Source organism: Streptomyces sp. 4N124 (assembly GCF_052245395.1).
Lineage (GTDB): Bacteria > Actinomycetota > Actinomycetes > Streptomycetales > Streptomycetaceae > Streptomyces.
In genome coordinates this window covers 19367-45863 of sequence record NZ_JBQQBS010000073.1, presented here as the reverse complement: position 1 = coordinate 45863, position 26497 = coordinate 19367, and the positions used below count along the sequence as shown (strand labels likewise).

21 protein-coding genes and 1 pseudogene are annotated in these 26497 nt (G+C 68.4%); 11 read left to right on the top strand and 11 right to left on the bottom strand.

Translation table 11 applies throughout. The annotated features are described in order from the left end of the window. Positions 1 to 88: 88 nt before the first annotated feature. The gene (locus tag ACTWQO_RS42795; protein WP_443242786.1) at positions 89 to 505 is read right to left on the bottom strand and encodes an organic hydroperoxide resistance protein; all 417 of its coding nucleotides are present in this window, start codon (positions 503 to 505) and stop codon (positions 89 to 91) included. Between the two features lie 191 nt (positions 506 to 696). Here ACTWQO_RS42795 and ACTWQO_RS42790 point away from each other — a divergent pair, with 191 nt between their 5' ends. Further along, complete coding sequence (locus ACTWQO_RS42790) at positions 697 to 1869, top strand: alpha/beta hydrolase family protein (RefSeq protein WP_443242785.1); 1173 nt, start codon at positions 697 to 699, stop codon at positions 1867 to 1869. Between the two features lie 50 nt (positions 1870 to 1919). Here the strand turns inward: ACTWQO_RS42790 and ACTWQO_RS42785 are convergent, their stop codons facing one another. Beyond that, a complete protein-coding gene (locus ACTWQO_RS42785; RefSeq protein ID WP_443242784.1) occupies positions 1920 to 2918 on the bottom strand; it encodes an NADP-dependent oxidoreductase in 999 nt (332 codons plus the stop codon). A 115-nt stretch (positions 2919 to 3033) separates the two neighbouring features. On the opposite strand from ACTWQO_RS42785, the gene ACTWQO_RS42780 reads away from it, so the two are divergent. Beyond that, positions 3034 to 3474 (top strand): MarR family winged helix-turn-helix transcriptional regulator, encoded by a 441-nt coding sequence (locus ACTWQO_RS42780; protein ID WP_443242783.1) that lies wholly within the window; start codon positions 3034 to 3036, stop codon positions 3472 to 3474. Positions 3475 to 3605: 131 nt separating this feature from the next. On the opposite strand, the gene ACTWQO_RS42775 is transcribed toward ACTWQO_RS42780, so the two are convergent. Then, positions 3606 to 4661, bottom strand: coding sequence for an SCO2400 family protein (locus ACTWQO_RS42775; RefSeq protein WP_443242782.1), 1056 nt, complete (start codon positions 4659 to 4661; stop codon positions 3606 to 3608). A 266-nt stretch (positions 4662 to 4927) separates the two neighbouring features. Between ACTWQO_RS42775 and ACTWQO_RS42770 the strand changes: the two are divergent. The 8 genes and pseudogenes from ACTWQO_RS42770 (at position 4928) to ACTWQO_RS42735 (ending at position 15248) form a co-directional block, all read left to right on the top strand. After that, positions 4928 to 6093 (top strand): annotated as a pseudogene (locus tag ACTWQO_RS42770) (mandelate racemase/muconate lactonizing enzyme family protein). Continuing rightward, positions 6090 to 7094, top strand: coding sequence for a zinc-dependent alcohol dehydrogenase (locus ACTWQO_RS42765; RefSeq protein WP_443242781.1), 1005 nt, complete (start codon positions 6090 to 6092; stop codon positions 7092 to 7094). Before ACTWQO_RS42770 ends, ACTWQO_RS42765 begins: the two are co-directional and overlap by 4 nt. A 111-nt stretch (positions 7095 to 7205) precedes the next feature. After that, positions 7206 to 8174, top strand: coding sequence for a hypothetical protein (locus ACTWQO_RS42760; RefSeq protein ID WP_443242780.1), 969 nt, complete (start codon positions 7206 to 7208; stop codon positions 8172 to 8174). A gap of 142 nt (positions 8175 to 8316) precedes the next feature. Next, complete coding sequence (gene chvE, locus ACTWQO_RS42755; protein WP_443242779.1) at positions 8317 to 9426, top strand: multiple monosaccharide ABC transporter substrate-binding protein; 1110 nt, start codon at positions 8317 to 8319, stop codon at positions 9424 to 9426. Positions 9427 to 9462: 36 nt separating this feature from the next. Beyond that, a complete protein-coding gene (gene mmsA, locus ACTWQO_RS42750; protein ID WP_443242778.1) occupies positions 9463 to 11013 on the top strand; it encodes a multiple monosaccharide ABC transporter ATP-binding protein in 1551 nt (516 codons plus the stop codon). Beyond that, entirely contained in the window at positions 11010 to 12254 is a 1245-nt protein-coding gene (gene mmsB / locus ACTWQO_RS42745) for a multiple monosaccharide ABC transporter permease (protein ID WP_443242777.1), read from the top strand. Before mmsA ends, mmsB begins: the two co-directional genes overlap by 4 nt. A 54-nt stretch (positions 12255 to 12308) precedes the next feature. Next, positions 12309 to 13457: an aldose epimerase family protein gene (locus ACTWQO_RS42740; protein ID WP_443242776.1), complete on the top strand. Its 1149-nt coding sequence runs from the start codon at positions 12309 to 12311 to the stop codon at positions 13455 to 13457. 162 nt (positions 13458 to 13619) lie between these two features. Beyond that, positions 13620 to 15248: a pyridoxal phosphate-dependent aminotransferase gene (locus ACTWQO_RS42735; RefSeq protein ID WP_443242775.1), complete on the top strand. Its 1629-nt coding sequence runs from the start codon at positions 13620 to 13622 to the stop codon at positions 15246 to 15248. Positions 15249 to 15341: 93 nt separating this feature from the next. On the opposite strand, the gene ACTWQO_RS42730 is transcribed toward ACTWQO_RS42735, so the two are convergent. The 4 genes from ACTWQO_RS42730 to ACTWQO_RS42715 form a co-directional block, all read right to left on the bottom strand. Next, positions 15342 to 16775: a family 43 glycosylhydrolase gene (locus ACTWQO_RS42730; RefSeq protein WP_443242774.1), complete on the bottom strand. Its 1434-nt coding sequence runs from the start codon at positions 16773 to 16775 to the stop codon at positions 15342 to 15344. Beyond that, the gene (locus ACTWQO_RS42725; protein ID WP_443242773.1) at positions 16757 to 17725 is read right to left on the bottom strand and encodes an arabinan endo-1,5-alpha-L-arabinosidase; all 969 of its coding nucleotides are present in this window, start codon (positions 17723 to 17725) and stop codon (positions 16757 to 16759) included. The genes ACTWQO_RS42730 and ACTWQO_RS42725 overlap by 19 nt, the downstream gene beginning before the upstream one ends. Positions 17726 to 17854: 129 nt before the next feature. Then, complete coding sequence (locus ACTWQO_RS42720; RefSeq protein WP_443242772.1) at positions 17855 to 21049, bottom strand: NACHT domain-containing protein; 3195 nt, start codon at positions 21047 to 21049, stop codon at positions 17855 to 17857. Beyond that, on the bottom strand, positions 21046 to 21384 hold the full coding sequence (locus ACTWQO_RS42715; protein ID WP_443242771.1) for a trypco2 family protein: 339 nt from the start codon (positions 21382 to 21384) through the stop codon (positions 21046 to 21048). Before ACTWQO_RS42715 ends, ACTWQO_RS42720 begins: the two co-directional genes overlap by 4 nt. A gap of 112 nt (positions 21385 to 21496) precedes the next feature. On the opposite strand from ACTWQO_RS42715, the gene ACTWQO_RS42710 reads away from it, so the two are divergent. Next, positions 21497 to 22090 carry a DUF3558 family protein gene (locus ACTWQO_RS42710; protein WP_443242770.1) on the top strand — a complete coding sequence of 198 codons (594 nt, stop codon included), beginning with the start codon at positions 21497 to 21499 and terminating at the stop codon, positions 22088 to 22090. Between the two features lie 15 nt (positions 22091 to 22105). Here ACTWQO_RS42710 and ACTWQO_RS42705 read toward each other — a convergent pair whose 3' ends face one another. The 4 genes from ACTWQO_RS42705 to arfA form a co-directional block, all read right to left on the bottom strand. Then, positions 22106 to 23332, bottom strand: coding sequence for a WD40 repeat domain-containing protein (locus ACTWQO_RS42705; RefSeq protein WP_443242769.1), 1227 nt, complete (start codon positions 23330 to 23332; stop codon positions 22106 to 22108). 233 nt (positions 23333 to 23565) lie between these two features. After that, positions 23566 to 24222: a DUF4360 domain-containing protein gene (locus ACTWQO_RS42700; RefSeq protein ID WP_443242768.1), complete on the bottom strand. Its 657-nt coding sequence runs from the start codon at positions 24220 to 24222 to the stop codon at positions 23566 to 23568. Positions 24223 to 24434: 212 nt separating this feature from the next. Continuing rightward, positions 24435 to 24893 (bottom strand): RrF2 family transcriptional regulator, encoded by a 459-nt coding sequence (locus ACTWQO_RS42695; protein WP_443242767.1) that lies wholly within the window; start codon positions 24891 to 24893, stop codon positions 24435 to 24437. Between the two features lie 28 nt (positions 24894 to 24921). Beyond that, on the bottom strand, positions 24922 to 26436 hold the full coding sequence (gene arfA / locus ACTWQO_RS42690) for an arabinosylfuranosidase ArfA (RefSeq protein WP_443242766.1): 1515 nt from the start codon (positions 26434 to 26436) through the stop codon (positions 24922 to 24924). Positions 26437 to 26497 lie beyond the last annotated feature (61 nt).

The window sequence follows — 26497 nt, the reverse complement described above, 5'->3', positions numbered from 1 at the left end:
GAGACGGCGAACGCGCGGAGGCGCGAAGCGCTGAGCACGATCGCCGTCTCGACACCGGCATTCAGCGCCCCCGAAGGCGACCGAGCAATCAGATCAGCACGGTGATGTTGCCGCGTGTGGCCTTCGAGTACGGACACACGAGGTGGGCCTTCTCAACCAGAGACCTGGCCGTGGCGGCATCAACATTAGGAATGTCCGCCAAGATCTCCACGATGATCCCGAACCCGTCCGCGTTCTTCCCGATCCCCACCTTCGCGGTGACCGTAGAGCCAGAAATGTCAGCATTCTCCTGCCGAGCAACAACACCCAGCGCCCCCTGAAAACAAGCGCTGTACCCAGCGGCGAACAACTGCTCCGGATTGGTGCCAGAGCCACTCCCGCCCATCTCCTTGGGCGGGTTGACGACGACATCGAGCTTGCCGTCGTCGGTGGCGACGCGGCCGTCGCGGCCGTTCTCGGCGGTGGCGACGGCGGTGTACAGGACCTCGGACTGCTGGATGGGCATGCGGTTGTCTTCCTCCTCGTCCGCCGCGACTCGCGCCCACGATTGACGGCGGTTTCGGAAAGAAGTTATCGCATGCCGAAAACCAAGCATAGGGCTCAGGGTTCAGGGGTCTCCCGTAGATCCTGAGGACTACGGCGGATCACCACGCAGAGTGACGCGGTCTACACTCCGGGCCTCCTAGCCTCATCAGCATGAATCGTCTGCCTCGCGGCGCCACGGCCGCGTTACTCGGCCTGTCCTTGACCCTCCTCGGCACAGGCACAGGCACAGCCATGGCCGCGCCCACGCACACGCCCGCACCTACCGACCTCTCCACCCCCACCCAGAGCGACCAAGTGCGCCTGGAACTCCCCCGCCCCACAGGCCAGTCGCCCATAGGCCGCGACACCCTGCACCTGGTCGACAAGACCCGCCCCGACCCATGGGTCCCAGAGGCAGGCGCCCGAGAGCTGATGGTGTCGCTGTACTACCCGGCCCGCCCCGGACACGGCAGGACAGCCCCGTACATGACCACCGGCGAGGCGCGAGCCTTTCTGGAGGACCGCGACCTGGCCGACACCGTGCCCGCCGAGACGCTCAGCGGCACCCGCACCCACGCCCGCCCCGGCGCCCGCCCCGCCCAGGGGAAGTTCCCGCTGGTCGTGCTGTCGCCCGGGTTCACCGTCAACCGCTCGACCCTGACTCTGCTCGCCGAGGAGCTGGCGAGCCATGGGTATGTGGTGGCCTCCGTCGACCACGCCTATGAGTCGGTGGGTACGGCGTTCCCCGGCAACCGGCTGCTGACCTGCGTCGCATGTGAGAAGGCGCCCGAAGTCGGTTACAAGACCGTCGCCACCGGCCGCGCCCAGGACGTCTCCTTCCTGCTCGACCGGCTGGCCTCCCGCCATCCGGCCTGGCGCCACGCCGAGTTGATCGACCGCACCAGGATCGGCATGGCCGGTCACTCCATAGGCGGCGCTTCCACCGCGTCCACCATGGCCGGCGACCAGCGGGTCCGGGCCGGCGTCAATCTGGACGGCTCGCTGTTCGACCCCGTGCCCGCGAGCGGCTTGGACGGGCGGCCGTTCATGCTGCTGGGCACCGAAGGGGACGACGCCTCCTGGGTGCGCGACTGGCCGCACCTCGACGGCTGGAAACGCTGGCTGGCCGTGAAGGGCTCCGGGCACTTCACCTTCACCGACACACCGGTGCTCGCCGACCAGTTGGGGCTCCTGCCCCCGGAGGAGCCCCTGTCGGGCGAGCAGTCGCAGCGAATGACGCGCCGCTACGTCACGGCCTTCTTCGACCTCCACCTCAAGGGCGTCAGCCAGCCCTTGCTGGACGGCCCGTCAGCGGAGTTCCCGGAAGTGATCTTCCACAAATGATCTCCAGGTGACCGTCGACAACTGACCATGACCTACGGGTGATCGTCGACTCAGAGCTTGACGATCATCTTCCCGGTGTTGTCGCCGCGCAGGACGCCGAGGAAGGCCTCCAGGTTGTTCTCGATGCCCTCGACGACCGTCTCGCGGTACTTGAGCGCACCCGAGGCGACCCAGGGGCCGACCTCCTGGACGAACTGCGGCTGGAGGTCGTAGTGGTCGCCGACCAGGAAGCCCTCGATGCGGCCGCGGGTCTGGATGAGGCGGGCGAGATTGCGCGGGCCGGGGGCAGGCTCGGTGTTGTTGTAGACCGAGATCATTCCGCAGACGGCGATCCGGCCGTCCCGGTTCAGCTGGCCGATCGCCGCCTCCAGGTGATCACCGCCGACGTTGTCGAAGTAGACGTCGATCCCGTCCGGGGCGGCCTCCCGGAGCTGTTCACTGACCTTGCCGTTCTTGTAGTTGAACGCGGCGTCGAAGCCGTACTCCTCGACCAGCAGCTTGACCTTCTCGTCCGAACCCGCGGACCCGATGACCCGGGAGGCACCCTTCAGCTTCGCGATCTGCCCGACCTGGCTGCCGACAGCGCCGGCCGCACCCGACACGAACACGACGTCGCCCTCCTTGAAGGAGGCGGTGCGCAGCAGACCGGCGTAGGCCGTGAGGCCGGTCATGCCGAGCACACCGAGGTACGTGGACAGCGGCGCGGCGTCCGGGTCGACCTTGACGGCGTTCTTCGCGTCCACAGCGGCGTACTCGCGCCAGCCGAGGAAGTGCAGGACGTGGTCGCCGACGGCGATGCCCTCGGCGTTGGAGGCGACGACCTCGCCGACGGCGCCGCCCTGCATGACCTTGCCGACCTCGAAGGGGGCGACGTAGGACTTGGCCGCCGACATGCGTCCGCGCATGTACGGGTCGACGGAGAGGTACTTGTTCCGGACGAGGACCTGGCCTTCGCCCGGCGTCGGGACCTCACTCTCGACCAGGGCGAAGTCCTCGGGCTTGGGCCAGCCGACGGGGCGGGAGAGGAGGTGCCATTCGCGGTTGATCATGAGGGGGTGCCTTTCCGAGCGAGCGAGAAATACTTCAGTGCCAATACTTCAGCACCTGAAACAACCATGCTCCTGAATATTTCATGATGTCAAGTAACGGGGTACGCTGGATCGCATGGCCACTGACCAGAAGACCCGCCGTCCCGACGCCCTCACCATGGAAGTGGTCGAGCTGATCGGTGACGTCGTGGCCCGCTACCACGAGGACTTCGACGTCGCCGCCGCCGACCACGCCCTGACCGGCGCGCAGGCGAGGCTGCTCAGCCTGCTGTCCCTGGAGCCGCTGCCGATGCGCAAGCTGGCCCAGAAGCTGAAGTGCGAGCCGTCGAATGTGACCGGGATAGTGGACCGGCTGGAGTCCCGGGGACTGGTGGAGCGCCGCCCGGACCCGAAGGACCGGCGGGTGAAGCTCGCGGCCACCACGGACGAGGGCCAGCGTGTGGCGCGCGGACTGCGGGAGTCGCTGCGGTTCGCGCGTGAGCCGCTGGCGGGGCTTTCCGAGGACGAGCGACTGGCGTTGCGGGATTTGCTACGGCGGATGCTGGAACCGAGCTGAGCGCTTCGCTGGATGATGCGGGGACTGGATGGTGCCGGGATGTGTTGTCGTTCGGCTGCGGCGCCGTCGTGGCTGGTCGCGCCCACGCGGCGGAGCCGCATATGTCACAGCCCCGCGCCCCTTCGGGGCGCTCAGGCGCACCACCACAGGAAACGCTCGCACGTTTCCGAAGGCGTGGGATCCGGTGTCGGGTCCGAGGTGGGCGGGTTCGCGCTGGGGGCCGGGGTTTCGGCCGGGGCCGACGGGGCGGGGTCCGCGGTGGTCGGGTCCGGCGCCGGGGGCGCCGTCGCGGACTGGGAGTCCTGCTCGGTCTCTTCCTTTGTCGGCTTGTCGTCCTTGGCGGACTTGGACGCCGAGGGGGAGGTGGAGCCGGACGGACTCGCGGAATCCGCCGTTCCGGCGGTGCCCTCCGCGTCGCCTATCGGCTCGGCCGTCTCGCCCGCCTCCTTCGACGTGCCGCCGTCGGCGGACGCGTCGCCTCCCGCGGCGGCCGGTTTCGAAGGCGAACCCGGGGCATCTATGCCGAGCTCCGCGAGGCTCAGGCCGGCGGCAGCGAGGATGAAGCCCGCGGATATCAGCACGGTCCGGCGACGGCGGCGCCGGTGGGCCGCGGCCTTGCGATCGCGACGGCTCGCGCCCTCGGCGGCCGGGTCCTCGTCGTCGGCACCGTGGGGGTCGGCCTCGTCGTCGGGCTCGTCGTCGACACCCACCGCACCCACGGCGACCGTGACATCCCGCGCACGGCCCCGGCCCCGACGCCGACCACGACGCCGGGCTGCACGTCCGCGGGGCTCGTCCTCGTCGTCGTAATCGTCGTCATGAGCGTCGCCGTAGTCGTCGTCCCGACCCTCGGCGCGACCATTGCCGTACTCGCCATCGCGTCCGTCGTCGTGCCCCGCGCCGCGATCATCGCCGTGGGCGTCGCCCTCGCCGGCGCGTGGCGCCTCGTAAGACCCGCCGGACACCTCGTACGACCCGCCGGGCGCCTCATAGGACCCCCCGGGAGCGTCAAAGCCTCCCGATCCCCCGTACGCCCCCTGCGGAGCGCCGTACGCCCCGCTCGGAGCCTCGTACGCCCCCGCGTACGTCGCGCTCGCGCCCTCGCCGCGCGAGGCGGCCGGTGCGCCGCACCCCGGGCAGGCCAGGGCGCCGTTCAGGTGCCTTTGGCACGGGTGGCAGTAGTCCATGACGCGAGGAGACTAAGTTCCTCAGAGGCAACGTTCATAGTCACAGCTGTGAAAATTGTGTAGGGAACTTCCGCTTCCGGTATGGCGCGTTGACGACGGGGCATGGCGGGGCACCGAAAGCCCTTCTCGAAACTGTCGAAACTGTTATGTGTTCGACCCATTGACACCCAGACCGCCCCGTCCTTACTGTCACGCCAGCATTTCGAACGAGTGACGAAATATCGAACGAGCAGACCGAGCCGACGACGCAGCAAGGGGCAACTGCAGTGCGCATCACCGGAATCAGCACATACGTGGTCGGGACGCCGTGGCGCAATCTGACGTATGTCCAGGTGCACACCGACGAGGGGATCACGGGTGTCGGCGAGACCCGGATGCTGGGCCACACCGACGCGCTGATCGGCTACCTGCGGGAGGCCGAGAACAATCACATTCTCGGCTCCGACCCGTTCGCCACGGAAGACCTCGTACGCCGCATGAAGTACGGGGACTACGGGCGGGCCGGCGAGATCGTGATGTCCGGAATCGCCGTCATCGAGATGGCCTGCTGGGACATCAAGGGCAAGGCGCTCGGCGTGCCCGTGTGGCAGCTGCTCGGCGGCAAGGTCACCGACAAGGTCAAGGCCTACGCCAATGGCTGGTACACGACGGAGCGGACGCCGGAGGCCTACCACAAGGCCGCCCAGGAGGTCATGGCCCGCGGGTACAAGGCGCTCAAGATCGACCCCTTCGGAACCGGTCACTTCGAGCTGGACCACCAGCAGACCCTGTACGCCGTGTCGCTGATCGAGGCCGTGCGCGACGCCATCGGGCCGGACTCCGAGCTGATGCTGGAGATGCACGGCCGGTTCTCCCCCGCCACCGCCGTCCGCCTCGCGCATGAGCTCGCGCCCTTCAAGCCCGCCTGGCTGGAAGAGCCCGTGCCGCCGGAGAACCTGAAGGCTCTCGAAAAGGTTTCGGCGAAGGTGGACATGCCCGTCGCCACCGGTGAGCGCATTCACGACCGCATCGAGTTCCGCGAGCTGTTCGAGAGCCAGGCCGTCGACATCCTGCAGCCCGATGTCGGCCACATCGGCGGCATCTGGGAGACCCGTAAGCTCGCCGCCACCGCCGAGACCCACTACATGCTGGTCGCGCCGCACAACGTCGGCGGCTCCGTGCTGACCGCCGCCTCCCTCCAAGTCGGCTTCTCCACGCCGAACTTCAAGATCCTGGAGCACTTCAACGACTTCGCCGACGCGGAGATCAAGAAGGTCGTCAAGGGGGCGCCCCAGGTCAGGTCGTGGACGGGTACTTCGAGATCTCCGACGCGCCCGGCCTCGGCGTCGAGCTCGACACCGACGCGGCGGCCGAATTCCCGCAGCAGCAGGCCCGGTTCGACCTGTGGGCCGAGGGCTGGGAGCAGCGCAAGCCGAAGGGCAGCGAGCAGTGAGCACCGCCGTCGTCATCGAGGCACCCGGCGAGCACCGGCTCACCGAGCACACCCCGCGTGAGCCCGGTCCCGGCGAGGCGCTCGTCGGCGTGCACGCCGTCGGCATCTGCGGCAGCGACCGCGAGGTCTATCAGGGCAACCGGCCCGAGGGGTACGTCCGTTACCCGCTCACCCCCGGTCACGAGTGGTCCGGCACCGTGCACGCCGTCGGCGCCGGTGTGCCGGAGTCGCTCATCAGCCGCAAGGTCGTCGGCGAGGGCTTCCGCAACTGCCAGGTCTGCGACCGCTGCCACGCCGGCGAGACGACGCTGTGCACGGCCGGCTACGAGGAGACCGGGTTCACCCAGCCGGGTGCCATGGCCGACACGCTCACCCTCCCGGCCCGGCTCCTGCACGTCCTGCCGGACGCCGCCGACCTCACGGCCGCGGCCCTCCTGGAACCCGCCGCCTGTATCGCGGCCGCCGCGCTCAAGGCCAACGCCCGGCCCGGGGAGCGCGTGGCCGTCGTAGGCACCGGCACGCTCGGCATGTTCACCGTGCAGTTCCTGAAGGCGGGCTCCCCGGCCGAGCTGCTGGTCGTCGGCACCCGGGGCGACCGCGAGGCGCTGTCGCGCCAGTACGGCGCCACCGACTTCCGTACGAAGGACCAGCTGCTCCCCGACGACTTCGACGTAGTGATCGAGACCGCCGGGTCCGCGTCCGCCGCGCGCACCGCCGCCTCCCTGCTCAGGCGCGGCGGACGCCTGGTCCTGACGGGCATCCCGGCGCCGGGCGCCGAGGGTCTCGACCCGACCGATCTCGTCGTACGGCAGCTGGAGGTGCACACCGTCTTCGGGGCGCCGCCGGACGCCTGGGCGCACACGGTGCGGGTGTTCGCCGCCGGTCTCCTCGACCCGTTGCCGCTCGTCACGCACGAGCTGCCGCTGGCCGAGTTCGCGCAGGCCATCGAGCTGGTGGGGTCCGGCGATCCGAAGGTCGGCAAAGTGCTCCTGCGCCCCTAGCCGTACGCCGGTACGGGAGCAACCTGACGGCTCCCGTACCGGCGTACACCCAAGCCCCCCGCACCCTGAGCCGCGAACCTCGTCCGACATATCGAACAAGAAGGACAGCTTGTGACCGACGCTTCCGATACGGCAGCCCGTCGACCCGGTGAGCAGGCCCTCACCACGCTCGGCCTGGGTGCGCCCGCCCTCGACCCCGCCGACGCCTCGCCGCACTCCTTCCCCGGCGGTGGCGGCTGGCGCACCGAGGTCCCCTCGTGCGAGGGGCCCGAAGCGCTGGCCGTGATCCTGAAGGAGTCCTCGCGGCTCGATGTGCCGATCCACCGGATCAGCCAGGGCAGCGGCGTGTGGATGCTGACCGACGCCGAAATCACCGAGATGGTCGACGCGACGAACGCACGTGACATCGAGCTCTGCCTGTTCACCGGCCCGCGCGGCACCTGGGACATCGGCGGATCCACCCGGACCGACTCCCGCGGCGGCGGTCTGCGCGCCCGCGGCCATGACGCCGTCGCCGGCTGCGTCGAGGACGCCGTCCGGGCGACCGAGCTGGGCGTCAAGTGCCTGCTGGTCGCCGACGAGGGCGTGCTGTGGACCCTGCACCGGGCCCGTACGGCGGGCATCATCCCCGCCGACACCACCCTCAAGGTCTCCGCGCTGATCGGGCCGGTCAACCCGGCCGCGTACGCGGTCTACGAGAATCTGGGCGCCGACTCGATCAATGTGCCCAGCGATCTGACGCTCGACCATCTCACCGAGATACGGCGGATCTCCGCCGCCCCCATGGACATGTACATCGAGGCCCCCGACGATCTCGGCGGCTATGTGCGCATGTACGAGGTCGCCGAGCTGATCCGGCGCGGCGCACCGCTCTACCTCAAGTTCGGCCTGTCGAAGGCGCCCGGTATCTACCCGTACGGGCACCATCTGCGCGATCTGACCCTCACCACGGCCCGGGAACGGGTGCGGCGCGGCCGGCTCGCCCTGGACCTGCTCGCACGGCACGGAGCGGACGGCGACATGGCGCCGCTCGGCTCCCGGCTGCCGGGCGCGCTCCGTCGTTTCGAAACACCCTCATAACGTTCCGGCCGTCACCTCTTCACAAAAGAAGACGCAGCCGAACACAATCCCACACACCCTCTCTTCGGTCGTACCGCACCACCGACGGGGCCTCACCGCACCGCCAGACCGAGCCCAGACACAGACATCAAGGATGATGATCATGCGTACTCGCCGAGCCGCACTCGCCGCGATAGCCACGGCCGCCTCCCTCTCCCTCACCCTCACTGCCTGCGGTCAGAGCGGCGAGGGTGGCAGCGAGGAGGACTCCGGTAGCACCAAGGGCGCCACCATCGGCATCGCGATGCCCACCAAGTCGTCCGAGCGCTGGATCGCCGACGGCAACAACGTCAAGAAGGAACTGGAGTCCAAGGGGTACAAGACCAAGCTGGTCTACGGCGAGGACGACCCCGACCAGCAGGTCTCCCAGGTCGAGAACCTGATCACGCAGGACGTGAAGGCGCTGATCGTCGCGGCCATCGACAACAAGTCGATGAACAACGTGCTCCAGCAGGCCAAGGACGCGAACATCCCGGTCATCTCCTACGACCGTCTGATCCTCGGCACCGAGAACGTCGACTACTACGCCTCGTTCGACAACGAGAAGGTCGGCGAGCTCCAGGGCAACTACATCGTCGAGAAGCTCGGCCTGAAGGACGGCTCGAAGAAGGGCCCGTTCAACATCGAGCTGTTCGCCGGCTCCAACGACGACAACAACACCCGCTACTTCTTCGGCGGCGCGATGAAGGTCCTGCAGCCCTACATCGACAAGAAGCAGCTCGTCGTCCGCTCCGGCCAGACCAAGCTGACCCAGGTCACCACCCTGCGCTGGGACGGCGGCACCGCCCAGAAGCGCATGGACGACATCCTGACCGGCTCCTACAAGTCCGAGCGGGTCGACGCGGTCCTCTCGCCGTACGACGGCATCTCCATCGGCATCCTGTCGGCCCTGAAGTCCGACGACTACGGCTCCAAGAGCAAGCCGCTGCCGATCGTCACGGGCCAGGACGCCGAGCTTGCCTCGGTGAAGTCGATCATCGCGGACCAGCAGTCGATGACCGTCTTCAAGGACCTCCGCGAACTCGCCAAGGTGGCCTCGAACATGGTCGACTCGGCGCTCAACGACAAGGAGCCCGAGGTCAACGACACCAAGACGTACGACAACGGCTCGAAGGTCGTCCCCGCCTACCTGCTGGAGCCGGTGGCCGTCGACAAGTCCAACTACCAGAAGGAACTGATCGACTCCGGCTTCCTCAAGGCGAGCGACCTCTAAGACAACCGCCGCACCTAGGGATTGGAAGGCACGACCATGGCGGGACCCGTCCTGGAAATGCGCTCGATCGTCAAGACCTTTCCCGGCGTCAAAGCGCTGTCGGACGTCACTCTGACCGTCCAGCAGGGCGAGGTCCACGCCATCTGCGGGGAGAACGGCGCCGGCAAGTCGACCCTGATGAAGGTCCTCTCCGGCCTTCATCCGCACGGGACGTACGACGGTGAAGTCCTCTTCGAGGGAGAGGTCTGCAAGTTCAAGGACATCAAGGCCAGTGAGCATCACGGCATCGTGATCATTCACCAGGAGCTGGCCCTGATCCCCTACCTCTCCATCGCGGAGAACATCTTCCTCGGCAACGAGCACGCCACCCGCGGGATCATCAGCTGGACCGAGACGCTGCGGCACGCCACCGAGCTGCTGCGGCGGGTCGGTCTCAGCGATCACCCGGACACCCGCGTCGCCGACATCGGCGTGGGCAAGCAGCAGCTCGTGGAGATCGCGAAGGCGCTCTCGAAGAAGGTGAAGCTGCTCATCCTGGATGAGCCGACCGCCGCCCTGAACGACGAGGACAGCGGCAAACTCCTCGATCTCATCCTGGAGTTGAAGAAGCAGGGCATCACCTCGATCATCATCTCCCACAAGCTGAACGAGATCCGCAAGGTCGCCGACTCGGTGACCATCCTGCGCGACGGCCGCACCATCGAGACGCTGAACGTGAAGGCCCCGGAGACCACCGAGGACCGGATCATCAGCGGCATGGTCGGCCGGGATCTGGAGCACCGCTTCCCGGAGCGGTCGAAGCACGACGCCGAAGTGGGCGCCGCGGCGGCTCTGGAGATCCGCAACTGGACCGTGTTCCACCCGATCGACCAGCAGCGCAAGGTGGTCGACGATGTGTCGCTGTCCGTGCGGCGCGGGGAGATCGTCGGCATCGCGGGCCTGATGGGCGCCGGCCGCACCGAACTGGCGATGAGCGTCTTCGGGCGCACCTACGGCCGGTATGCGGGCGGTTCGGTCTTCAAGGACGGCCGGGAGATCCGTACGAAGACCGTCGCCGAAGCCGTGAAGCACGGCATCGCGTATGTCACCGAGGACCGCAAGCACTACGGCCTCAACCTCATCGACACCATCGGCCGGAACATCTCGCTCAGCGCCCTGGGCAAGGTCTCCAAGCGCGGGGTCGTCGACGAGCACGAGGAGCGGCAGGTCGCCGAGGGCTTCCGCAAGTCCATGAACATCAAGGCGCCGACCGTCTTCGAGCCGGTGGGCAAGCTGTCCGGCGGCAACCAGCAGAAGGTCGTCCTCAGCAAATGGATCTTCGCGGGTCCGGAGGTGCTGATCCTGGACGAACCGACGCGCGGTATCGACGTCGGCGCCAAGTACGAGATCTACACCGTCATCGACCAACTCGCCGCGCAGGGCAAGGCGGTCGTCTTCATCTCCTCCGAGCTGCCAGAGCTGCTCGGCATGTGCGACCGCATCTACACGATGGCCGCGGGCCGGCTGACCGGTGAGTTCTCGCGGGCCGAGGCCTCACAGGAGACGCTGATGCGTCAGATGACCAAGGACAAAGAGGTAACCCGATGAGCACGGATGTGACCGCCAAGACGCCGGCCCCCGCGCCGGCCGGGAAGGGCGGTTCGAGCACAGGCGACGGCCTGTTGCAGCTGATGCTGGACGGCATGCGCCGCAATATGCGGCAGTACGGCATGCTGTTCGCACTCGGCCTGATCGTGGCGCTGTTCGCCGTGTGGACCGACGGCGACCTGCTGCTGCCGCGCAATGTCTCCAACCTGGTGCTGCAGAACAGCTACATCCTGATCCTCGCGATCGGCATGATGCTCGTCATCATCGCGGGCCATATCGACCTGTCGGTCGGCTCGTTGACGGCGTTCATCGGCTCGATGGCAGCCGTGTTCATGGTCAAGAACGACCTGCCATGGCCGGTCGCGGTGATCCTCTGCCTGGCCATGGGCGCGGTCGCGGGCGCGGCACAAGGGTTCTTCATCGCGTACGGCGGCATACCGAGCTTCATCGTCACCCTCGCGGGCATGTTGATCTTCCGCGGTCTCACCGAGATCTTCCTCGAGGGCCAGACGCTGGGCCCGTTCCCGGAGGGGCTGCAGAAGGTCTCCAACGGCTTCATGCCGGAGGTCGGGCCGGAGACCAACTATCACAACATCACGTTGTTGTTGGGCATCGGGCTGATCGCGTTCGTGGTCCTCCAGGAGTTCCGCGACCGCCGCCGGCAGCAGGAGTTCGACCTCGACGTCCTGCCCACCAAGCTGTTCCTGCTGAAGCTGGTCGCGCTGGGCGCCGCCATCCTCACGGTGACGATGATGCTCGCCAGCTACAAGGGCGCCCCGATCGTGCTGCTCATCCTCGGTGTGCTGCTGGTCGGCTTCGGCTACGTCATGCGCAACGCGATCATCGGCCGCCACATCTACGCGATCGGCGGCAACCTTCCGGCGGCCAAGCTGTCGGGTGTGAGGGACAAGAAGGTCACCTTCCTTGTCTTCATGAACATGGGCATGCTCGCGGCCCTGGCGGGTCTGGTCTTCGCCGCCCGCTTCAACGCGGCCTCGCCCAAGGCCGGCCTCAACTTCGAGCTGGAGGCGATCGCCGCCTCGTTCATCGGCGGAGCGTCGATGAGCGGCGGTGTCGGCACCGTCCTCGGCGCCATCATCGGCGGTCTGGTCCTGGGCGTGCTGAACAACGGTATGAACCTCGTCGGCATCGGCACCGACTGGCAGCAGGTCATCAAGGGCCTGGTCCTGCTGGCGGCGGTCGGCTTCGACGTGTGGAACAAGCGCAAGGTCGGTTCGTAAGTCGTCCCGGGCCCCGCTCACAGAGCGGGGCCCCTCCATTTGCAGGAGCCGCACATGGACATGAACAGACGAACGGTCATCGCCGGAGCCGCGGCGGCGGGCATAGCCGCCACCACGCTCGGCGGCACCGCGCACGCCACGGGAGGCAAGAAGCCGGTGAAGTCGCTCTTCGGCAAGCTCGCCGACGGCACGAAGGTCCACAGCTGGTCGCTGGAGAACGGGGGGACGCGGCTGAAGGTCCTCTCCTACGGCGGCATCGTCCAGTCCCTGGAGATCCCCGACCGGCGCGGGCGCTACACCAACGTGTCGCTGGGCTTCGACAACATCGAGGACTACGTCGCCAACAGCCCGTACTTCGGCGCGCTGATCGGCCGTTACGGCAACCGCATCGCCAAGGGCAAGTTCACCCTGGACGGCAAGAACTACCAGCTCTCCGTCAACGACGGCGAGAACAGCCTGCACGGCGGGACCAAGGGCTTCGACAAGGTCGTCTGGAACGTCGAGCCGTTCACCAAGGGCTCGGACGTCGGCCTGTACCTGTACTACACGAGCGTCGACGGCGAGATGGGCTACCCCGGAACGCTGAAGACCAAGGTGACGTACACCCTCACCCGGCGCGGCGACTGGCGCATCGACTACGAGGCCACCACCGACAAGGCCACCGTCGTCAACCTCACCAGCCACGTCTACTGGAACCTCGCGGGCGAGAGCAGCGGCACCATCTACGACCACGAACTGTCCATCGCCGCCTCCCGCTACACGCCGGTCGACTCGGGGCTGATCCCCACGGGCGAGCTGGCGAAGGTCGCGGGTACCCCCTTCGACTTCCGCTCCACCAAGACCGTCGGCGAGGACATCCGCGTCGCCCACCAGCAGCTGCTGTACGGCAAGGGCATCGACCACAACTGGGCGCTCGACAAGGGCATCACGGCCAGGCCGCAGCACGTCGCCACACTCCGCGACCCGTCCTCCGGCCGCACGATGAAGATCGCGACGACCGAGCCGGGCCTGCAGTTCTACTCGGGCAACTTCCTCGACGGCAGCTTCGCCGGCACCGGCGGCAGCATCTACCGGCAGGGCGACGCGCTGTGCTTGGAGACACAGCACTTCCCGGACTCGCCGAACCAGCCGTCGTTCCCGTCGACAACGCTGCGACCTGGGCAGACGTACCGTTCGACCACGGTTCACTCCTTCGGCAAGTGACCCTGCTTCACAGCAGCTTCACAACTTTCCGTCGAATCCACAGCGGTTGAACAGCGCCTCATAGGCATCCGTATCTAAGGGCGGCCCGCGCTCCCCCGCGCGGGCCGCCCAAAGACGACGGACCCGGTCGTCCCCACCGGGTCCGCCCCATACGGAGGTTCCATGGCTGAGAACGTCACCTCGCTGTTCCGCAGCACGGCGGCGCACAGCCCGTCGATGGCGGCGCTGACCCGCGAGGGCGGCGACGGAGCCGGTCCGATCGACTTCTGTATCCCGTGCAACCCGTACTTCCCCACACCCGCCATGTTCGACGACATGGCGGGCCGGTTGCGCGACATCGTCACGTACTACCCCAGCAGCGCCGACACCATCACGGCCGAGCTGTGCAACCTCCTCCAACTCCCGCCGCAGGCCGTCGCGATGGGCAACGGCTCGACCGAGCTGATCACCTGGATCGACCACCTGATGGTGCGTGAGTCCCTCGCCATCCCCGTCCCCACCTTCGGCCGCTGGACCGACCAGCCGATGGAGACCGGCAAGCGGGTCGACATGTTCCCGCTCCAGGAGTCCAGCGGCTTCGCCCTCGACCTCGCGCAGTACGCCGAGTTCATCCGGGCCCGCGGCACCCGCGTCGCCGTCATCTGCAACCCGAACAACCCCGACGGCGGCTATCTGCACAAGCACGCGCTGGTGCAGTTCATGGACGCGATGGCCGACCGGGACCTGATCGTCATCGACGAGTCCTTCCTGGAGTTCGCGGACGCCGAGCAGGAGCCGTCGGTCGTCCAGGAGGCGATGCTCCGCCCGAACGTGATCGTCCTGCGCAGCCTCGGCAAGAACTTCGGACTGCACGGCATACGGTTCGGCTACCTGGTCGCCAACCCGGCGCTCGCGGGCCGGATCCGCTCGATGCTGCCGAAGTGGAACCTCAACGCCTTCGCCGAGCACGTGGTGTTCATGCTGAAGAACCACGGCCAGGAGTACGCGCAGAGCCTGCACCAGGTGCGCCGCGACCGCCTGGACATGGCCAGCCAGCTCTCCGCCCTGCCCGGCCTCACGGTCTACCCCTCCCAGGGCAACTTCCTCTTCGTGCGCCTCCCCGTGGGCGCCGAAGGCACCGTGGTCCGGGACCGACTGCTCACCGAGCACCGGATCCTGGTCCGCGAGTGCGGCAACAAGATCGGTTCGTCCAGCCGCTTCCTGCGGCTCGTGGTGCGCCCTCAGGTCGACGTGCGTCGCCTGGTGTCCGGCCTGGAACAGGTGCTCTACGGGACCAGGAGGGGAGCCGCCGTGCCCGAGCTGGGTACAGGGACCAACTACAGCTCGGGTACGGCGGCGGTGGACCGGCTGGTCGGGCAGACCAACGGGGCGGGTGTGCAGGGACTCGCGGCGCAGGCGATGGCGTCCGGCGGTATGCCGCAGCCGGCTGCCGCGCAGGCCTACCCACAGCCGGCTGCCGCGCAGGCGTACCCGCAGCCGGTTGCCGCGCAGGCGTATCCGCAGCCGGTGCCTCCGGCGCAGCCGACGCCGGCGCAGATGCCTCAGCCGATCCCGGCGCCGCAGCCCATCCCGGCGCCGCAGCCTGTTCCCGCGCCGCAGCCCGTCCCTGCGCAGTTCCCTGCCGCTGCCGCGTCTGCGGCGCAGCCGACGGGGCCCACGCCGCCCGGCGTTCCGGCACGGGGTGGGCTCACCGCCGCGCAGGTGCGGGGTACCAATGGGCTGACTCCGGCGCCGGCCACGGGGTGGCCCAATGCGGGGAGTTGGCCGAGTGCGGCGGGGCAGGCTGGGTAGCGCCTTTTCGCCGTAGGGGTGCGGGTGCTTTGGCGAGTAACGGTTCGTTGTGGCTGGTCGCGCAGTTCCCCGCGCCCCTATCGGGGCTATGTACTACACCGGGTTCAGGCGCCACTGTTGGCAGGTGTTGCCCAACCAGCTCCACTGGCGTACGTCCGTGCCGTCCGTCGTTCCGCAGTTCGTCGCGTCGGCCACCTTGCCCGTTGCCTGGTTGACGATCCTGACGTAGCCGCCGTCTGTCGCCAGGAACCTGAACCGCTGACAGGTGTTGTTCAGCCACGACCACTGGCGTAGGTCGGCGCCATCGGCGGAGGAGCAGTTCTCGGTGTCGAGGACCTTGCCAGTGGCGGCGTTCACCAGGCGGTGGGTGTCGTCGCCCAGGTCCTCCAGGCGCCACTTCTGGTTGTTGCCGCCGCTGCACGTCCACTGCTGGACATTGGCGCCGTCGGCCGTCGAACCCCCGGTCACGTCCAGGCACTTACCGCTGTTGCGGTTGGTGAGGGTGTACGTCGTGGAGGCGGAGGCCGGTTCGCCCGACGGGCCGGTCATGCTCGCGCCGAGGCGTGCCGGTGTGCCGAGGTTCGGGGTGCCGTCGGAGTTCCAGGTGAACTTCTGGGCGCGGGTGGTGCGGCCGTTGTCGCAGCCCTCGGAGGCCGCGTCGTTGGCGTGGTAGACGATCCAGTTCTCGGTGCCGTCGGGTGAGGTGAAGAAGCCGTTGTGGCCGGGGCCGTAGACGCCCGCGGAGTCGTTGCGCTGGAAGACCGGCGTGGACTTCTTGGTCCAGGAGGACGCGGAGAGCGGGTTGGAGCCGGTGAGGGTGAGCTGGCCGAGCTTGTAGTCGGGGGTCCAGCAGCCGCTGGCCGAGTAGATGAGGTAGGTCCGGCCGCCTCGTTGCAGGATCTCCGGGCCCTCGTTCACCGAACCGCCGGACGTCTCCCAGGCGTTGGTGGGGGTGGAGATGGTGGAGAGGCCGGTGGCGAGGGTGTAGGGGTTGGACATGCGGGCGGCCACCAGGTTCTGGGTGCCTCCGCTCGCGCTGCCGAACAAGTACAGGCTGCCGTTGATCGTGGCGACCGTCGGGTCCAGCATCCAGGCGGAGTTGAGCTGGTTGCGGTAGGTGTACGGGCCCATGGGGTCGGATCCGGCGCTCTCCAGGACGTGAGTGCGTTGGGTCGGGTTGTAGTCGGAGACGTTCTGGCCGGCGACGTAGTACAGATACCAGCGGCCGTCGATGAAGTGGATCTCCGGCGCCCAGATGTTGCAGCAGCGGTTCGCCGCGTCGCCCTTCCACACCTCCACGCTGGGCGCCGTGGCGAGCCCGGCGAGGGTGGTGGACTTGCGCATGGTGATGACGTCGGTCCAACTCGTCGTCACCATGTAGTAGTTGCCGTTGTGGTACGAGATCCAGGGGTCGGCGCCCTTCTGCGCCTTGACCGGGTTGGTGAACGAGGCCGCGCTCGCGGAGGACTGTCCCAGTCCCAGCAGGAAGACCAGCGCGGCCAGCAGGGTCAGTAGGCGACGGGCCATCCGCTGCTCCAGTTCAGAAGGTTGATGCCGAGTTTGGGCGTGCCGTTGTCCTGGCCGTCGTAGTAGTGGTAGACGATCAGGTCCCCGTCGGCGTCGTTCATGATCGACTGCCCGCCGGGTCCGATGTACCGGCCGTGCGACTCGAGAACGGGTGTCCCGCCGTTGTTCATCATCGCCACGCCGTTCTTGTCGTAGTACGGCCCGGTGACGCTCGTGGCACGGCCGACCTTGACCTTGTACGTCGAACTGGTGCCGGCGCAGCAGGTGTCGTACGAGGCGAAGAGGTAGTAGTAGCTCCCGCGCTTGACGATGTACGGCGCCTCGACGGCTTTGGTCCCGGTCGGGCGGGAGGCGAGCGAGTACCGCGTGGTGTTGCTGGAGAGTTGCTTCCCGGTGGACGGGTTGATCTGGATCATCTTGATCCCGGTCCACCAACTGCCGAAGGACAGCCACCACTTGCCGTCGCTGTCGACAAAGAGGTTCGGGTCGATGGCGTTGTAGTCGCTGGACGAGCCGGAGGTGTAGACGGTCCCCTGGTCGGTCCAGCTGCCCGGCTGGCCCGTGCTGGAGGTGGCGAGCCCGATGGCCGAGGTGTTCGAGCCGAACATCGAGACGGAGTAGTACAGCAGGTACTTGCCGCCGTGGTACGAGATGTCCGGCGCCCAGGCCTCCGGCACGGAGGAGTACGTCGACCACCAACTCGGGCGGGAGGAGAAGGCGTCGGCGCCCGCACCGAAGGCGATGCGGTTGCCGGACGTCTTGCTCGCGATGCCGCCGCCGGTGGCGTACAGCAGGTACTGGCCGGACGAGGTGCGGATCATCGTCGGGTCGTGGGTGACGATGGAGCCGGTGACGGTACCGGGGTTGGGGTAGGCCGACGCGCTGGACGGGATGAGGGCCAGCAGGGCTGCGGCGGGGAGGGCGAGAAGAGCGGTTCTGGTGCGGCTCACGTGAACGCTCCTGTTCTGTATCTCGAACAACGATCGTCACTTCGGACGGAACGTAGAATCGAATCACTTGCGCGTCAATGACCCGCGCATGTCACAGGAGCCGACGCCCCACGGCTACCGAAGCTTCCATCAGGGCCTGAGTCGGTCGCCGAACGCCTCCGCTCCGACGATGCGAGAGGTGATGGGGACGTCACCCCAGAAGTCGAGTTCCAGGTCGGGCATCTCCGCCAGCTCACGTAGATCGAGCACCTCGGTGGGGCCGCCATCCACCAGGCCCAGCTCCAGCCTTTTGAGGCGGGGAAAGACCTGGCGCAGCAGACCCAGGTGTGTGTAGTCGCGCACGCCGGTGAATCTGAGGTAGTGGATCCGCGGGTTCGGGGCGAGGGAGATCAGGTCGGCGAGGGAGTCGATGCCCAGGACGACATCGGTGAGCCGGGGTGCGCGCAGAGCGGCGCGGAGGATTCCCGAGGCGTCCCGGTTGTAGCCCGAGACAGTCAGGGTCCGCAGGTCCGCCCAGTCCTCCAGGGTTTCGAGCCCTTCGGCGTAGTCGAACTCCACCGACAGTTCGCGGACGCTCGGTAGCGCGGGGATGTCCCGGAGGGCCGGGCAGCCCCGCGCTTCCAGTCGGTGCAGGTCCGGCCTGCTGCGGAGGAAGGCGAGGCTGTCGATCACGTCGTTGTGGTACAGGCCGAGCGAGACGAGGTGCCGCGTCGGCAGGTGAGCGGCCACTTCTGCCGCCTCGTACGAGCCGGTCAGCGTGAGCTCGGCGACCGACCCCAGCAGGTCCAGTCGTACGAGCTTCTCGGGCCGGTTGACGTTGAGTTGGGGCACGTGCATCCCGGCCAGCACCTCGTCGGCGTACTCCGCCAACGGACGCAGATCCCAGACCTTCGCCACCTCAGTGCGGACGGCCGGGTCGGGATGCGACGCGTACCCCTTGAGCTTCCGGTTCGCCTCGTCGCCGCGGATCAGGCCCAGGAGCCGGACCGTGTGGACGGTCAGGGGACCGTCCGCCTGCTCGGCGTCCGGCTGCACTCCCACGGCCCATTCGCCCAGGCTCGCGAGGTCCTCGGCCTGTCCCACGTGAGCGGGTGGCATCAGCGCGGCCACCCGGATTCGGACAGCCTCCATCAGCACCGGGTCCAACTGCCGCAGACTGACCGCACATCGGGCGGCCAGTACGTGCCGGTCGTACCGCTCAAAGTCGGCGGCGTCCCCGAGGTCGGTGATCTCCCTGATGAGACTCTCGGCGAACGGACGCGTGGTGTGCCCCACGGCCAGCACGATCACATCTCGCCAGGCCTCGTTGTCCACGTGCTTCAGCAGTTCGGGGACGTAGCCGCTCTCGTGGAACTCCTTGGCCGCCAGAAAGTCCTGGAACGTACGGTGGATGAACTGGATCGCGTCGTCCCCGCGTTCCTGGAGCAGTCCGCTGCGGTCCAGCAGAAAGCGCAGGATGCGCTCCGGGTTCCCCTGCTTCGCGACCTGGGGCATGTCCCGTACGGCCAGGTCGAGTTGCTGGACGGCCTGCTCATAGGTCATCTGCTGTTGCCCGGTCCGTACCAGCCAGATGGCGAGCCGCTGGAGCAGCGCGTGCTGGTCGTCGGAGTCCAGGGTGACGGGATCGGCGTGGCGAACGCCGCGACCCATGTCACGCCCGCCGAGGAGCATGGCGAGGGCGGCCCTGAAGAGCGACCAGCGGGTGGTGGGCAGCAGACCGCGACGGCGCCGGTGCAGTGCGCAGATCACGGCGCACAGCAGCGGAGTGCGGGCGAGGTCCCGCAGTGCGTTGTTCTGCTCCAGCTGGTGCAGCAGATCCTCTTCCAGGGAGGCGAGGAGCTGCTTCTCCTCGTCGCTTCGGCGGGTGTCGTAGAAGTGGTCGCATTCGAGGCGGGCAGCCTGGTGCCAGGCGCGCACGAAGGTGCGGATGTCGTCGTCGCTCATGGGCAGCAGCGTGAGTTCGACGAAGTGCTCTTCCTTGAGCCAGTCCTTGTCGACCGCGTTGGGGCGGACGGTCGCCAGGCACCTGGTGCGCGGGTAGCGGTCGAGGAGGGTGGAGAGCCAGCGCCGTGCCTCCTCGCGCTCCGCTGCGGGTACTTCGTCCAGGCCGTCCACCAGGAGCAGTCCCCGGCCCGCCTCCATGACGCGGCGGCACCAGCCGTCGGGCGGGTCGTCCGTGAGGGACCGGCCGGCGCAGAGCAGCTCGGCCACCGACGGGTACCCTCTGCCGCGCGCGTGCACCTCACGCAGCGGGATCACGAAGGGCACCAGCCCGTTCAGCTCGGTGAGCTCCGCGCCCAGGGTGTCGGCGGCGGCATGTGCCGCGAGCCACCACACCAGGGTGGTCTTGCCCGCCCCGGCTTCGCCGCGCAGCAGGGCACGGGGCCGGTTGGCCAGCAGGTTCTCGATGCGCTGAACGGCGTCCCGATCCGAGGCACCGGTCCATGAGTCACCGGACCACGGGTCACCGGACCACGGGTCCGGGACACCGGAACGCACGCCCTTCACGTACGGGGCGGCCTCGGCCCGCAGACTCAGGTAGGCGGTGTCGAGGTCCCAGCGGGACTCGCTCCTGCCGAGTTCCTCGATGCCGAAGATCTCCGTCTTGCGGTACTGGGAGCTGAGATCCTTCGCGTACTGGACCTCGAACCGCTCGTCCTGAGGGTGAACGTCGGTGATCTCCTCCAGCCTGATCCGTTCCCGGAGCGGCGGAAAGCGGTCCCGGTCCCGCCGCGCCACAGCCGTGATCGGTACCGCCTCGATCCTGAGGTGGTGCCGGTCCCGCGGCACCTGGGTCACCACACCGAGCAGCACCCGGCCGGCCAGGACCGGTGCGCCCGAAAGACCGCTCAGGGGAGACGTGGCGCGCCCTCGTTCGTCGGCCGCCGACTGGTCGAGTTCGCAGACCAGGATGTCTCTCATCCGTCCGGCCATCGGCAACACGGTCGCGCGGTACTGGTCGTACTCAAGATCCGTGCCCTGCTCCCCGTATCGCTGGATCTGGGGGAAGCCGACGATCTGGCAGTGCGGCAGCGGGTCACGGGTGCTGACGTCGCCGCACCTGAGGCGGCCCAGGGGCGCGGCGCGCTCCGCGCCGAGCACGTCCGCCGCCAGGGTCAGCACGGCCACGTCCAGTGTCTCGTCCACCCAGTCGACGAAGCACTGCACCGGCTTGCCCGACGAAGGGTGGATCACCTCGACGGACGAACTGCCCGCCACCACATGCCACGACGTGAGCACCTCCCGCCGGTCGAGCAGCACCCCGCTCCCCTGCCCACGACCCCACACCACGACCACCCGGTCCAGGGCGCTCCCCCCGATCACCGCGCGTCATCACCCCCGCCGAACCGCCCGACACTCCCCCTGCTCTCGTTCCGCACCTTCCACGGTTCCCCGGTCCGCGCGTCCAGCGCTTTGAGCGTGAGCGCCACTCGATGCGTCCGGGTCGTACCGCCGCCTCCATCGCCCCCGGCCTCCACCACCCAAGCCTTGACCTTGACGCCGCCCGTGATCTCCTTGCGCAGTTCGACGCTGAACTCCAGCTCGATGTCGCCCACTTCGAAGGCCACGTCGTGGCCGGACGAACGAGCCGCGGCAGTGATCAGTTCATCCCGCACCGCCTGCACGGCGTCGGCCAGTTCGATCCGATGGTCCGTCATGTGCCCAACGCTAGAGAGACCTTGACGTCCGCCGCCATCGGTTCACGCCAACCGCCCCGGCGTCCCGTCGCTCCGGGAGGGGTCCCGGTACGGCGGCAGTAGCCTCCAGCCCGTGATCCGAGCAGATGATGACGCCTGCGCCAGGAACCGCTCAGGCCGGGCCCTGACGTTGGCCGCGGCCGTGCTTCTCGTGTTCTGTGCGGCGAGCGCGTGCGACGCGAACGGGGGGAGTGAGGCGGACCGGGACCCGACCCCGACCGGTGCCGGGAAACCGTCGAGCACCGTGACCAGCGGTCCGCTCACCCTTGCCGAGCTTTCACGGCGTCCCTGCCGCGCGCTCGACGACGAGGACCTCCGTTCCGCCGAGCTGTTCATCTTCACCGAACCCGTCCAGCCGAACTACGACGCCAAGTCCTGCCAGTGGGGGGCGGGGGGCGGGCTGGTGTCGTTCACCCCGTCCGCGTCGACGGATGAGACGAAGGCCGCGAAGTACAGCCATCTGACCAGGAGGAGCATCAGCGGTCACCGGGCGCTGCTGGGCAGCGTCACGGATCACGGCAGAGAGATGTTCGTCCTGCACGTCTCCGTCGGCAAAAACCAGTCCTTCAGGCTCTCGGTCCTCCCCGGGGAAGAGGGCGCCCCGGGCCCGGACGGCCCCACGTTGGCCACCGATTTCGCGAAGGCGATCCTGGCGCACCTCCGGTGAGAGCCGTGCGCCGGGTCATGCCCGACGGTCCTCCCCTGGCGCGAAGTGACGCCCGAACATGACGAACGCGCCGCCACGGTCGTCGTAGGTGTTGGGCACCACCCGGTACTCCGCGCCGAGCAGATGCGCGAGATCCTCCGCGAACAGGAACGCTTCGATGAGCCCCTGGTCGCGGGCGCGCTCGGTGTCGGCGAACCACAGGCCGACGATCTCGCCGTCGCTCGTGCGCACCTTCGCGTAGTCGCCGTCGTCGCGCCGTGCCGGGGCCGGCCCGGGACGCTGCCCGGCGACCAGGTCGTCCTCGCCGACCGGCGCCGAGATGAGCACGCAGCCGTCGTTACCGGCGCTGGCCACCCGGGTCGTGCCGTCCGGGCAGGAGATGCCGACGACGTCGTTGATCCTCGCGCTGCCGAAGGAAGGGTCGCCGAATGCCGAACCGTGTTGGTTGAAGGGCGCGCTGAGGGCGGTCGGGTGCTGCGGGTCCCAGAGTTGGACTCCGCACTCGTCGTACTCGCGAAACGCCGCCGCGATCACCGTCCGCCCGCCCAACGGCACCGGTGCGAGCACATCGTAGGGAGTGTCCAGCTCGCCCCGCGCGGTGCGCTCGCCGGTCTCCAGGTCCCATACGTCGATGCAGCGGCGGAACGGGACCGCGAGCCGGGTGCCGTATGCGGTGAAGTCGCCGGGGCTGGGCGCCATGATCGAGAAGGGCCCTTGGTGCCAGCCGCTCCCGCCCGGCGCCCAGACCTCCAGCCCACCGCCGTACCGGGCGGCGGCGAAGCCCGCTGTGCCGTCGTCCAGGTGGACGCCGACCAGCCGGTGGACCTGATCGCCCACGTGGCCCTTGGGATGCGGCTGACGGAAGTCGAACAGCTGCCGCCCGCTCGCCGGGTCCAGCACCCTGACCGCTTTGGCGTCGGCGAGCACGATGAGGTGCGGCTCACCCGGGATGACCGCCAGCTCCGATGCGCCGGTGTCGAGGAGCCGGCGTGGTTCGTAGTCCGGCCGGCCCATCCGGAGCGGGTCCCACAGCGTGACGCCGTCGGAGCCGGCGCACGCCAGCGCCCAGCCGTCGGCGCCGAGGTCGACCGCGGCCAGGTCCGCCACATGGACGCTGTCGACGGTGACCGGTCCGGCGACGTGCGCACCGGTGCCGGCGTCCCACAGCAGTACGCCGCCGTCGGTGTCGCCGCTGGCCAGCAGGACGCCGTCGGCGGTCGGCAGGGTGGCCAGGCGGTACACGATCGAGCTGTGCCCGCGCAGTTCTTGCTCGCCGCCGGGGCGGGTCGTGCTGCTCGGCTCAGGGCGTCGCGGCGATTGCCGAGATGCCGACGAAGGCCGACGCCGCCGGAACGGGTTGGGTAGCTTCATGTCCGTTTCCTAGCAATGCGTCGACGGGACCGGTCCCGTCGAGGAAGCACGCCACCGGCACAGAAGCCGGCGGCCCGAGCGGTCGCTCGGGGCCGCCCGCAAGCTCACTTACCGGGGCACTCCTTCCAGGCCATGTGATAGGTCGTACTGATGTTGCCGTCGGTCGAGTCCATCGTCATGAAGCTGGAGCTGCCCGGTGTCGACGTCCCCGCGCTCACGCGCAGCTCCGTGTTGATGTTGAAGTTGCGCTCGACCCCGCAGGGCGACCAGACGATCTGGGCGTACTCCGTCTCGTCCGTGGCCTGCCAGTTGTCGTTGTAGAGGCCGCTGAAGGTGTGGGTCTTGGACGCCGTGTTCGACGAGCCCTGGAAGTAGTACGAGGCCTTCTGCATGCCGGTCGCGCCGCGCTGGAGCGAGGCGAAGCCCCGGTAGTCCGCGCTGGCGATGCCGTAGGTGAAGCCGCCGGGGACGTGGACGATCAGGTTGAGCTGGCAGTTCTTGCGGAACGCCGTGGGGTCGGCGTTGCCGCCGACCTTGGCGAGGTAGTCGCTGTAGGTGACGGTGAAGGCGGTGTTGTCCGGGGAGACGGCCACCGCGGCCGTGCCCAGCGGACAGCCCGAGCCGTTCACGGTGGCGATCTTGATGACGACCTTGTCCGTGGGCGGGTCGTCGAACGAGGAGGTCGGGGCGGCGTGCGCGGGCAGTGTGGCCGTGAGGAGAGCGGCCAGCGCGCCGCCGCTCAGCAGGAGTCCACGAGACATGGTCTCTCCAAAGGGTTGGGGGGTGGCTGTGCCTCCAACCTTCGTTGAGTTTTGAAGAAACTGTGAGGTTTCTGTGAAGGCGAGAGGCGTTCGCATCGTACGAGCCGCGCCCCCGGCCGTCATGGGCGAACTCCAGCCATTTACAACCCAGTTGAGCGAGCAGCCCGGGGACTGACCGGCTCGGCGACCTCCGTCGAGAGCTGGGACGGCTCCTACGGGTTCTCCCATGCCGCCGGTTCGGCGGCCAGCTCCTTCACCGCCACCGGCAGGGCGTCCGCCGCGATGTCCGCGATCGTGACGCCCTCCAGGATCCGGCGGACGTTGGCGCGCAGCGCGATCCACAGCGGCAGCAGCGGCTCGGCCGACCCGGCGTAGGACAGGCCGGTCGGGCGGACCCCGCGTACGGACACGATGGGGCCGTCGACGGCCCGGATCACATCGGCGACGGTGATCGCCGTCGCGTCCCGGGACAGCAGGTAGCCGCCGTTGCCGCCGCGCCGGCTGTCGACCAGCCCGGCGCGGCGGAGGTCGCCGAGGATGCCCTCCAGGAACTTGTGCGGGATGTCCTGGGCGGTGGCGATGGTCTCCGCCTTCACCGGGCCGTCGCCATGGCGCACGGCCAGCTCCAGTGCCGCCCGTACCGCGTAGTCCGCCCGTGCCGAGATCCTCATACGACCATTGTCACCGGTCCCGCCCGCCTCAGCGCAGCCGGATCACGTTCCAGGACAGCGGTTCCAGTACGGCGGTGAGGGTGCCGTCCGTGAGCGCCGTGCCCTCGATCAGGTGCGGGAGGACGCGTCCGGGGTCGTCGAGGGTGTTGCGGGCGTCCGGGTCGGCGTCCGCGAGCGCGCTGTGCTCGACGACCGACGTCAAGTCCAGACCGTTCAGGGTGACTTCGAGCGGCAGTGCTTCGGTGCGGCTGCGGTTCACCGCGAACACGGTGACCGAGCCGTCCTCGGCGCGTACGGCGGTGGCGTGCAGCAGGTCGGCCTCGCCGTGCTTCTTCGTCTCGTACCTCGGTGAGTCCACCCGTACGTCCAGGACCTGTCCGCGCCCATACTTCGACGCCTGCGCGAACGGGAAGAACGTCGTCTGCCGCCAGGCCGGGCCGCCCGGCTCGGTCATGATCGGCGCGATGACGTTGACGAGCTGGGCGAGGCAGGCGACGGTGACGCGGTCCGCGTGGCGGAGCAGGGCGATCAGGAGCGAACCGAAGACCACGGCGTCGGTGACGCTGTAGTTGTCCTCCAGGAGGCGGGGCGCCTCCGGCCAGTCGTCCTGCTCGAACGCCTTCGCCTGCGTCTCCCACTCCGGCAGGTACCAGACGTTCCACTCGTCGAAGGACAGGTTGATCCGCTTCTTCGACTTGAGCTGCGCCCCCACGTGGTCGGCGGTCGCGACGACGTTGTCGATGAAGGACTCCATGTCGACGGCGGAGGCGAGGAAGGAGTCGATGTCGCCGTTCTCGGGCCAGTAATAGGCGTGCAGGGAGACGTAGTCGACGAGGTCGTACGTCTCCTTGAGGACCGTCGCCTCCCACTCCGCGAAGGTCGGCATGGACTGGCTGGAGGAACCGCAGGCGACGAGTTCCACGGTGGGGTCCATCTGGCGCATGGCACGGGCCGTTTCGGCGGCGACACGGCCGTATTCCTCGGCCGTCTTGTGGCCCGTCTGCCAGGGGCCGTCCATCTCGTTGCCGAGGCACCAGAGCTTGATGCCGAAGGGGTCCTTGTCGCCGTGGGAGACGCGGAGCTCCGCGAGGGCGGTGCCGGACGTGTGGTTGGCGTATTCCTGGAGCTCCAGGGCTTCAGCCACGCCTCGGGTGCCGAGGTTGACCGCCATCATGGGTTCGGACTGGGGGCCGATCTTGCGGAGGAAGTCGATGTATTCGGAGAGGCCGAATCGGTTGGTCTCGGTGGAGTGCCAGGCGAGGTCGAGGCGGCGGGGGCGGGTTTCGGCGGGGCCGACCGAGTCTTCCCACTTGTAGCCCGATACGAAGTTTCCTCCGGGGTAGCGGATGGTTGTTACGCCGAGTTCGCGGACGAGGTTGAGGACGTCTTGGCGGAGGCCTGCGTCGTCGGCGGTGGGGTGGTCCGGTTCGAAGATGCCGGTGTATACGCAGCGGCCCAGGTGTTCCACGAAGGAGCCGAAGAGGCGGGGGTTTACCTGGCCGACGGTGAATGCGGGGTCCAGGGTGAAGCGGGCGGTTCGCATGGTTTCCTTTCGTCTGCGGGTTTGTGGGGGCTGGTCGCGCCCACGCGGCGGAGCCGCAAAT

Excerpts from the sequence above, each read along its gene's own strand:
- ACTWQO_RS42780 (WP_443242783.1), top strand. The coding sequence starts at position 3,034 with ATGGCCACTGACCAGAAGACCCGCCGTCCCGACGCCCTCACCATGGAA.
- mmsB (WP_443242777.1), top strand. The coding sequence starts at position 11,010 with ATGAGCACGGATGTGACCGCCAAGACGCCGGCCCCCGCGCCGGCCGGG.
- ACTWQO_RS42740 (WP_443242776.1), top strand. The coding sequence starts at position 12,309 with ATGGACATGAACAGACGAACGGTCATCGCCGGAGCCGCGGCGGCGGGC.
- ACTWQO_RS42795 (WP_443242786.1), bottom strand. The coding sequence starts at position 505 with ATGCCCATCCAGCAGTCCGAGGTCCTGTACACCGCCGTCGCCACCGCC.
- mmsA (WP_443242778.1), top strand. The coding sequence starts at position 9,463 with ATGGCGGGACCCGTCCTGGAAATGCGCTCGATCGTCAAGACCTTTCCC.
- ACTWQO_RS42775 (WP_443242782.1), bottom strand. The coding sequence starts at position 4,661 with ATGGACTACTGCCACCCGTGCCAAAGGCACCTGAACGGCGCCCTGGCC.
- ACTWQO_RS42790 (WP_443242785.1), top strand. The coding sequence starts at position 697 with ATGAATCGTCTGCCTCGCGGCGCCACGGCCGCGTTACTCGGCCTGTCC.
- ACTWQO_RS42700 (WP_443242768.1), bottom strand. The coding sequence starts at position 24,222 with ATGTCTCGTGGACTCCTGCTGAGCGGCGGCGCGCTGGCCGCTCTCCTC.
- chvE (WP_443242779.1), top strand. The coding sequence starts at position 8,317 with ATGCGTACTCGCCGAGCCGCACTCGCCGCGATAGCCACGGCCGCCTCC.
- ACTWQO_RS42730 (WP_443242774.1), bottom strand. The coding sequence starts at position 16,775 with ATGGCCCGTCGCCTACTGACCCTGCTGGCCGCGCTGGTCTTCCTGCTG.
- ACTWQO_RS42695 (WP_443242767.1), bottom strand. The coding sequence starts at position 24,893 with ATGAGGATCTCGGCACGGGCGGACTACGCGGTACGGGCGGCACTGGAG.
- ACTWQO_RS42785 (WP_443242784.1), bottom strand. The coding sequence starts at position 2,918 with ATGATCAACCGCGAATGGCACCTCCTCTCCCGCCCCGTCGGCTGGCCC.
- arfA (WP_443242766.1), bottom strand. The coding sequence starts at position 26,436 with ATGCGAACCGCCCGCTTCACCCTGGACCCCGCATTCACCGTCGGCCAG.
- ACTWQO_RS42715 (WP_443242771.1), bottom strand. The coding sequence starts at position 21,384 with ATGACGGACCATCGGATCGAACTGGCCGACGCCGTGCAGGCGGTGCGG.
- ACTWQO_RS42735 (WP_443242775.1), top strand. The coding sequence starts at position 13,620 with ATGGCTGAGAACGTCACCTCGCTGTTCCGCAGCACGGCGGCGCACAGC.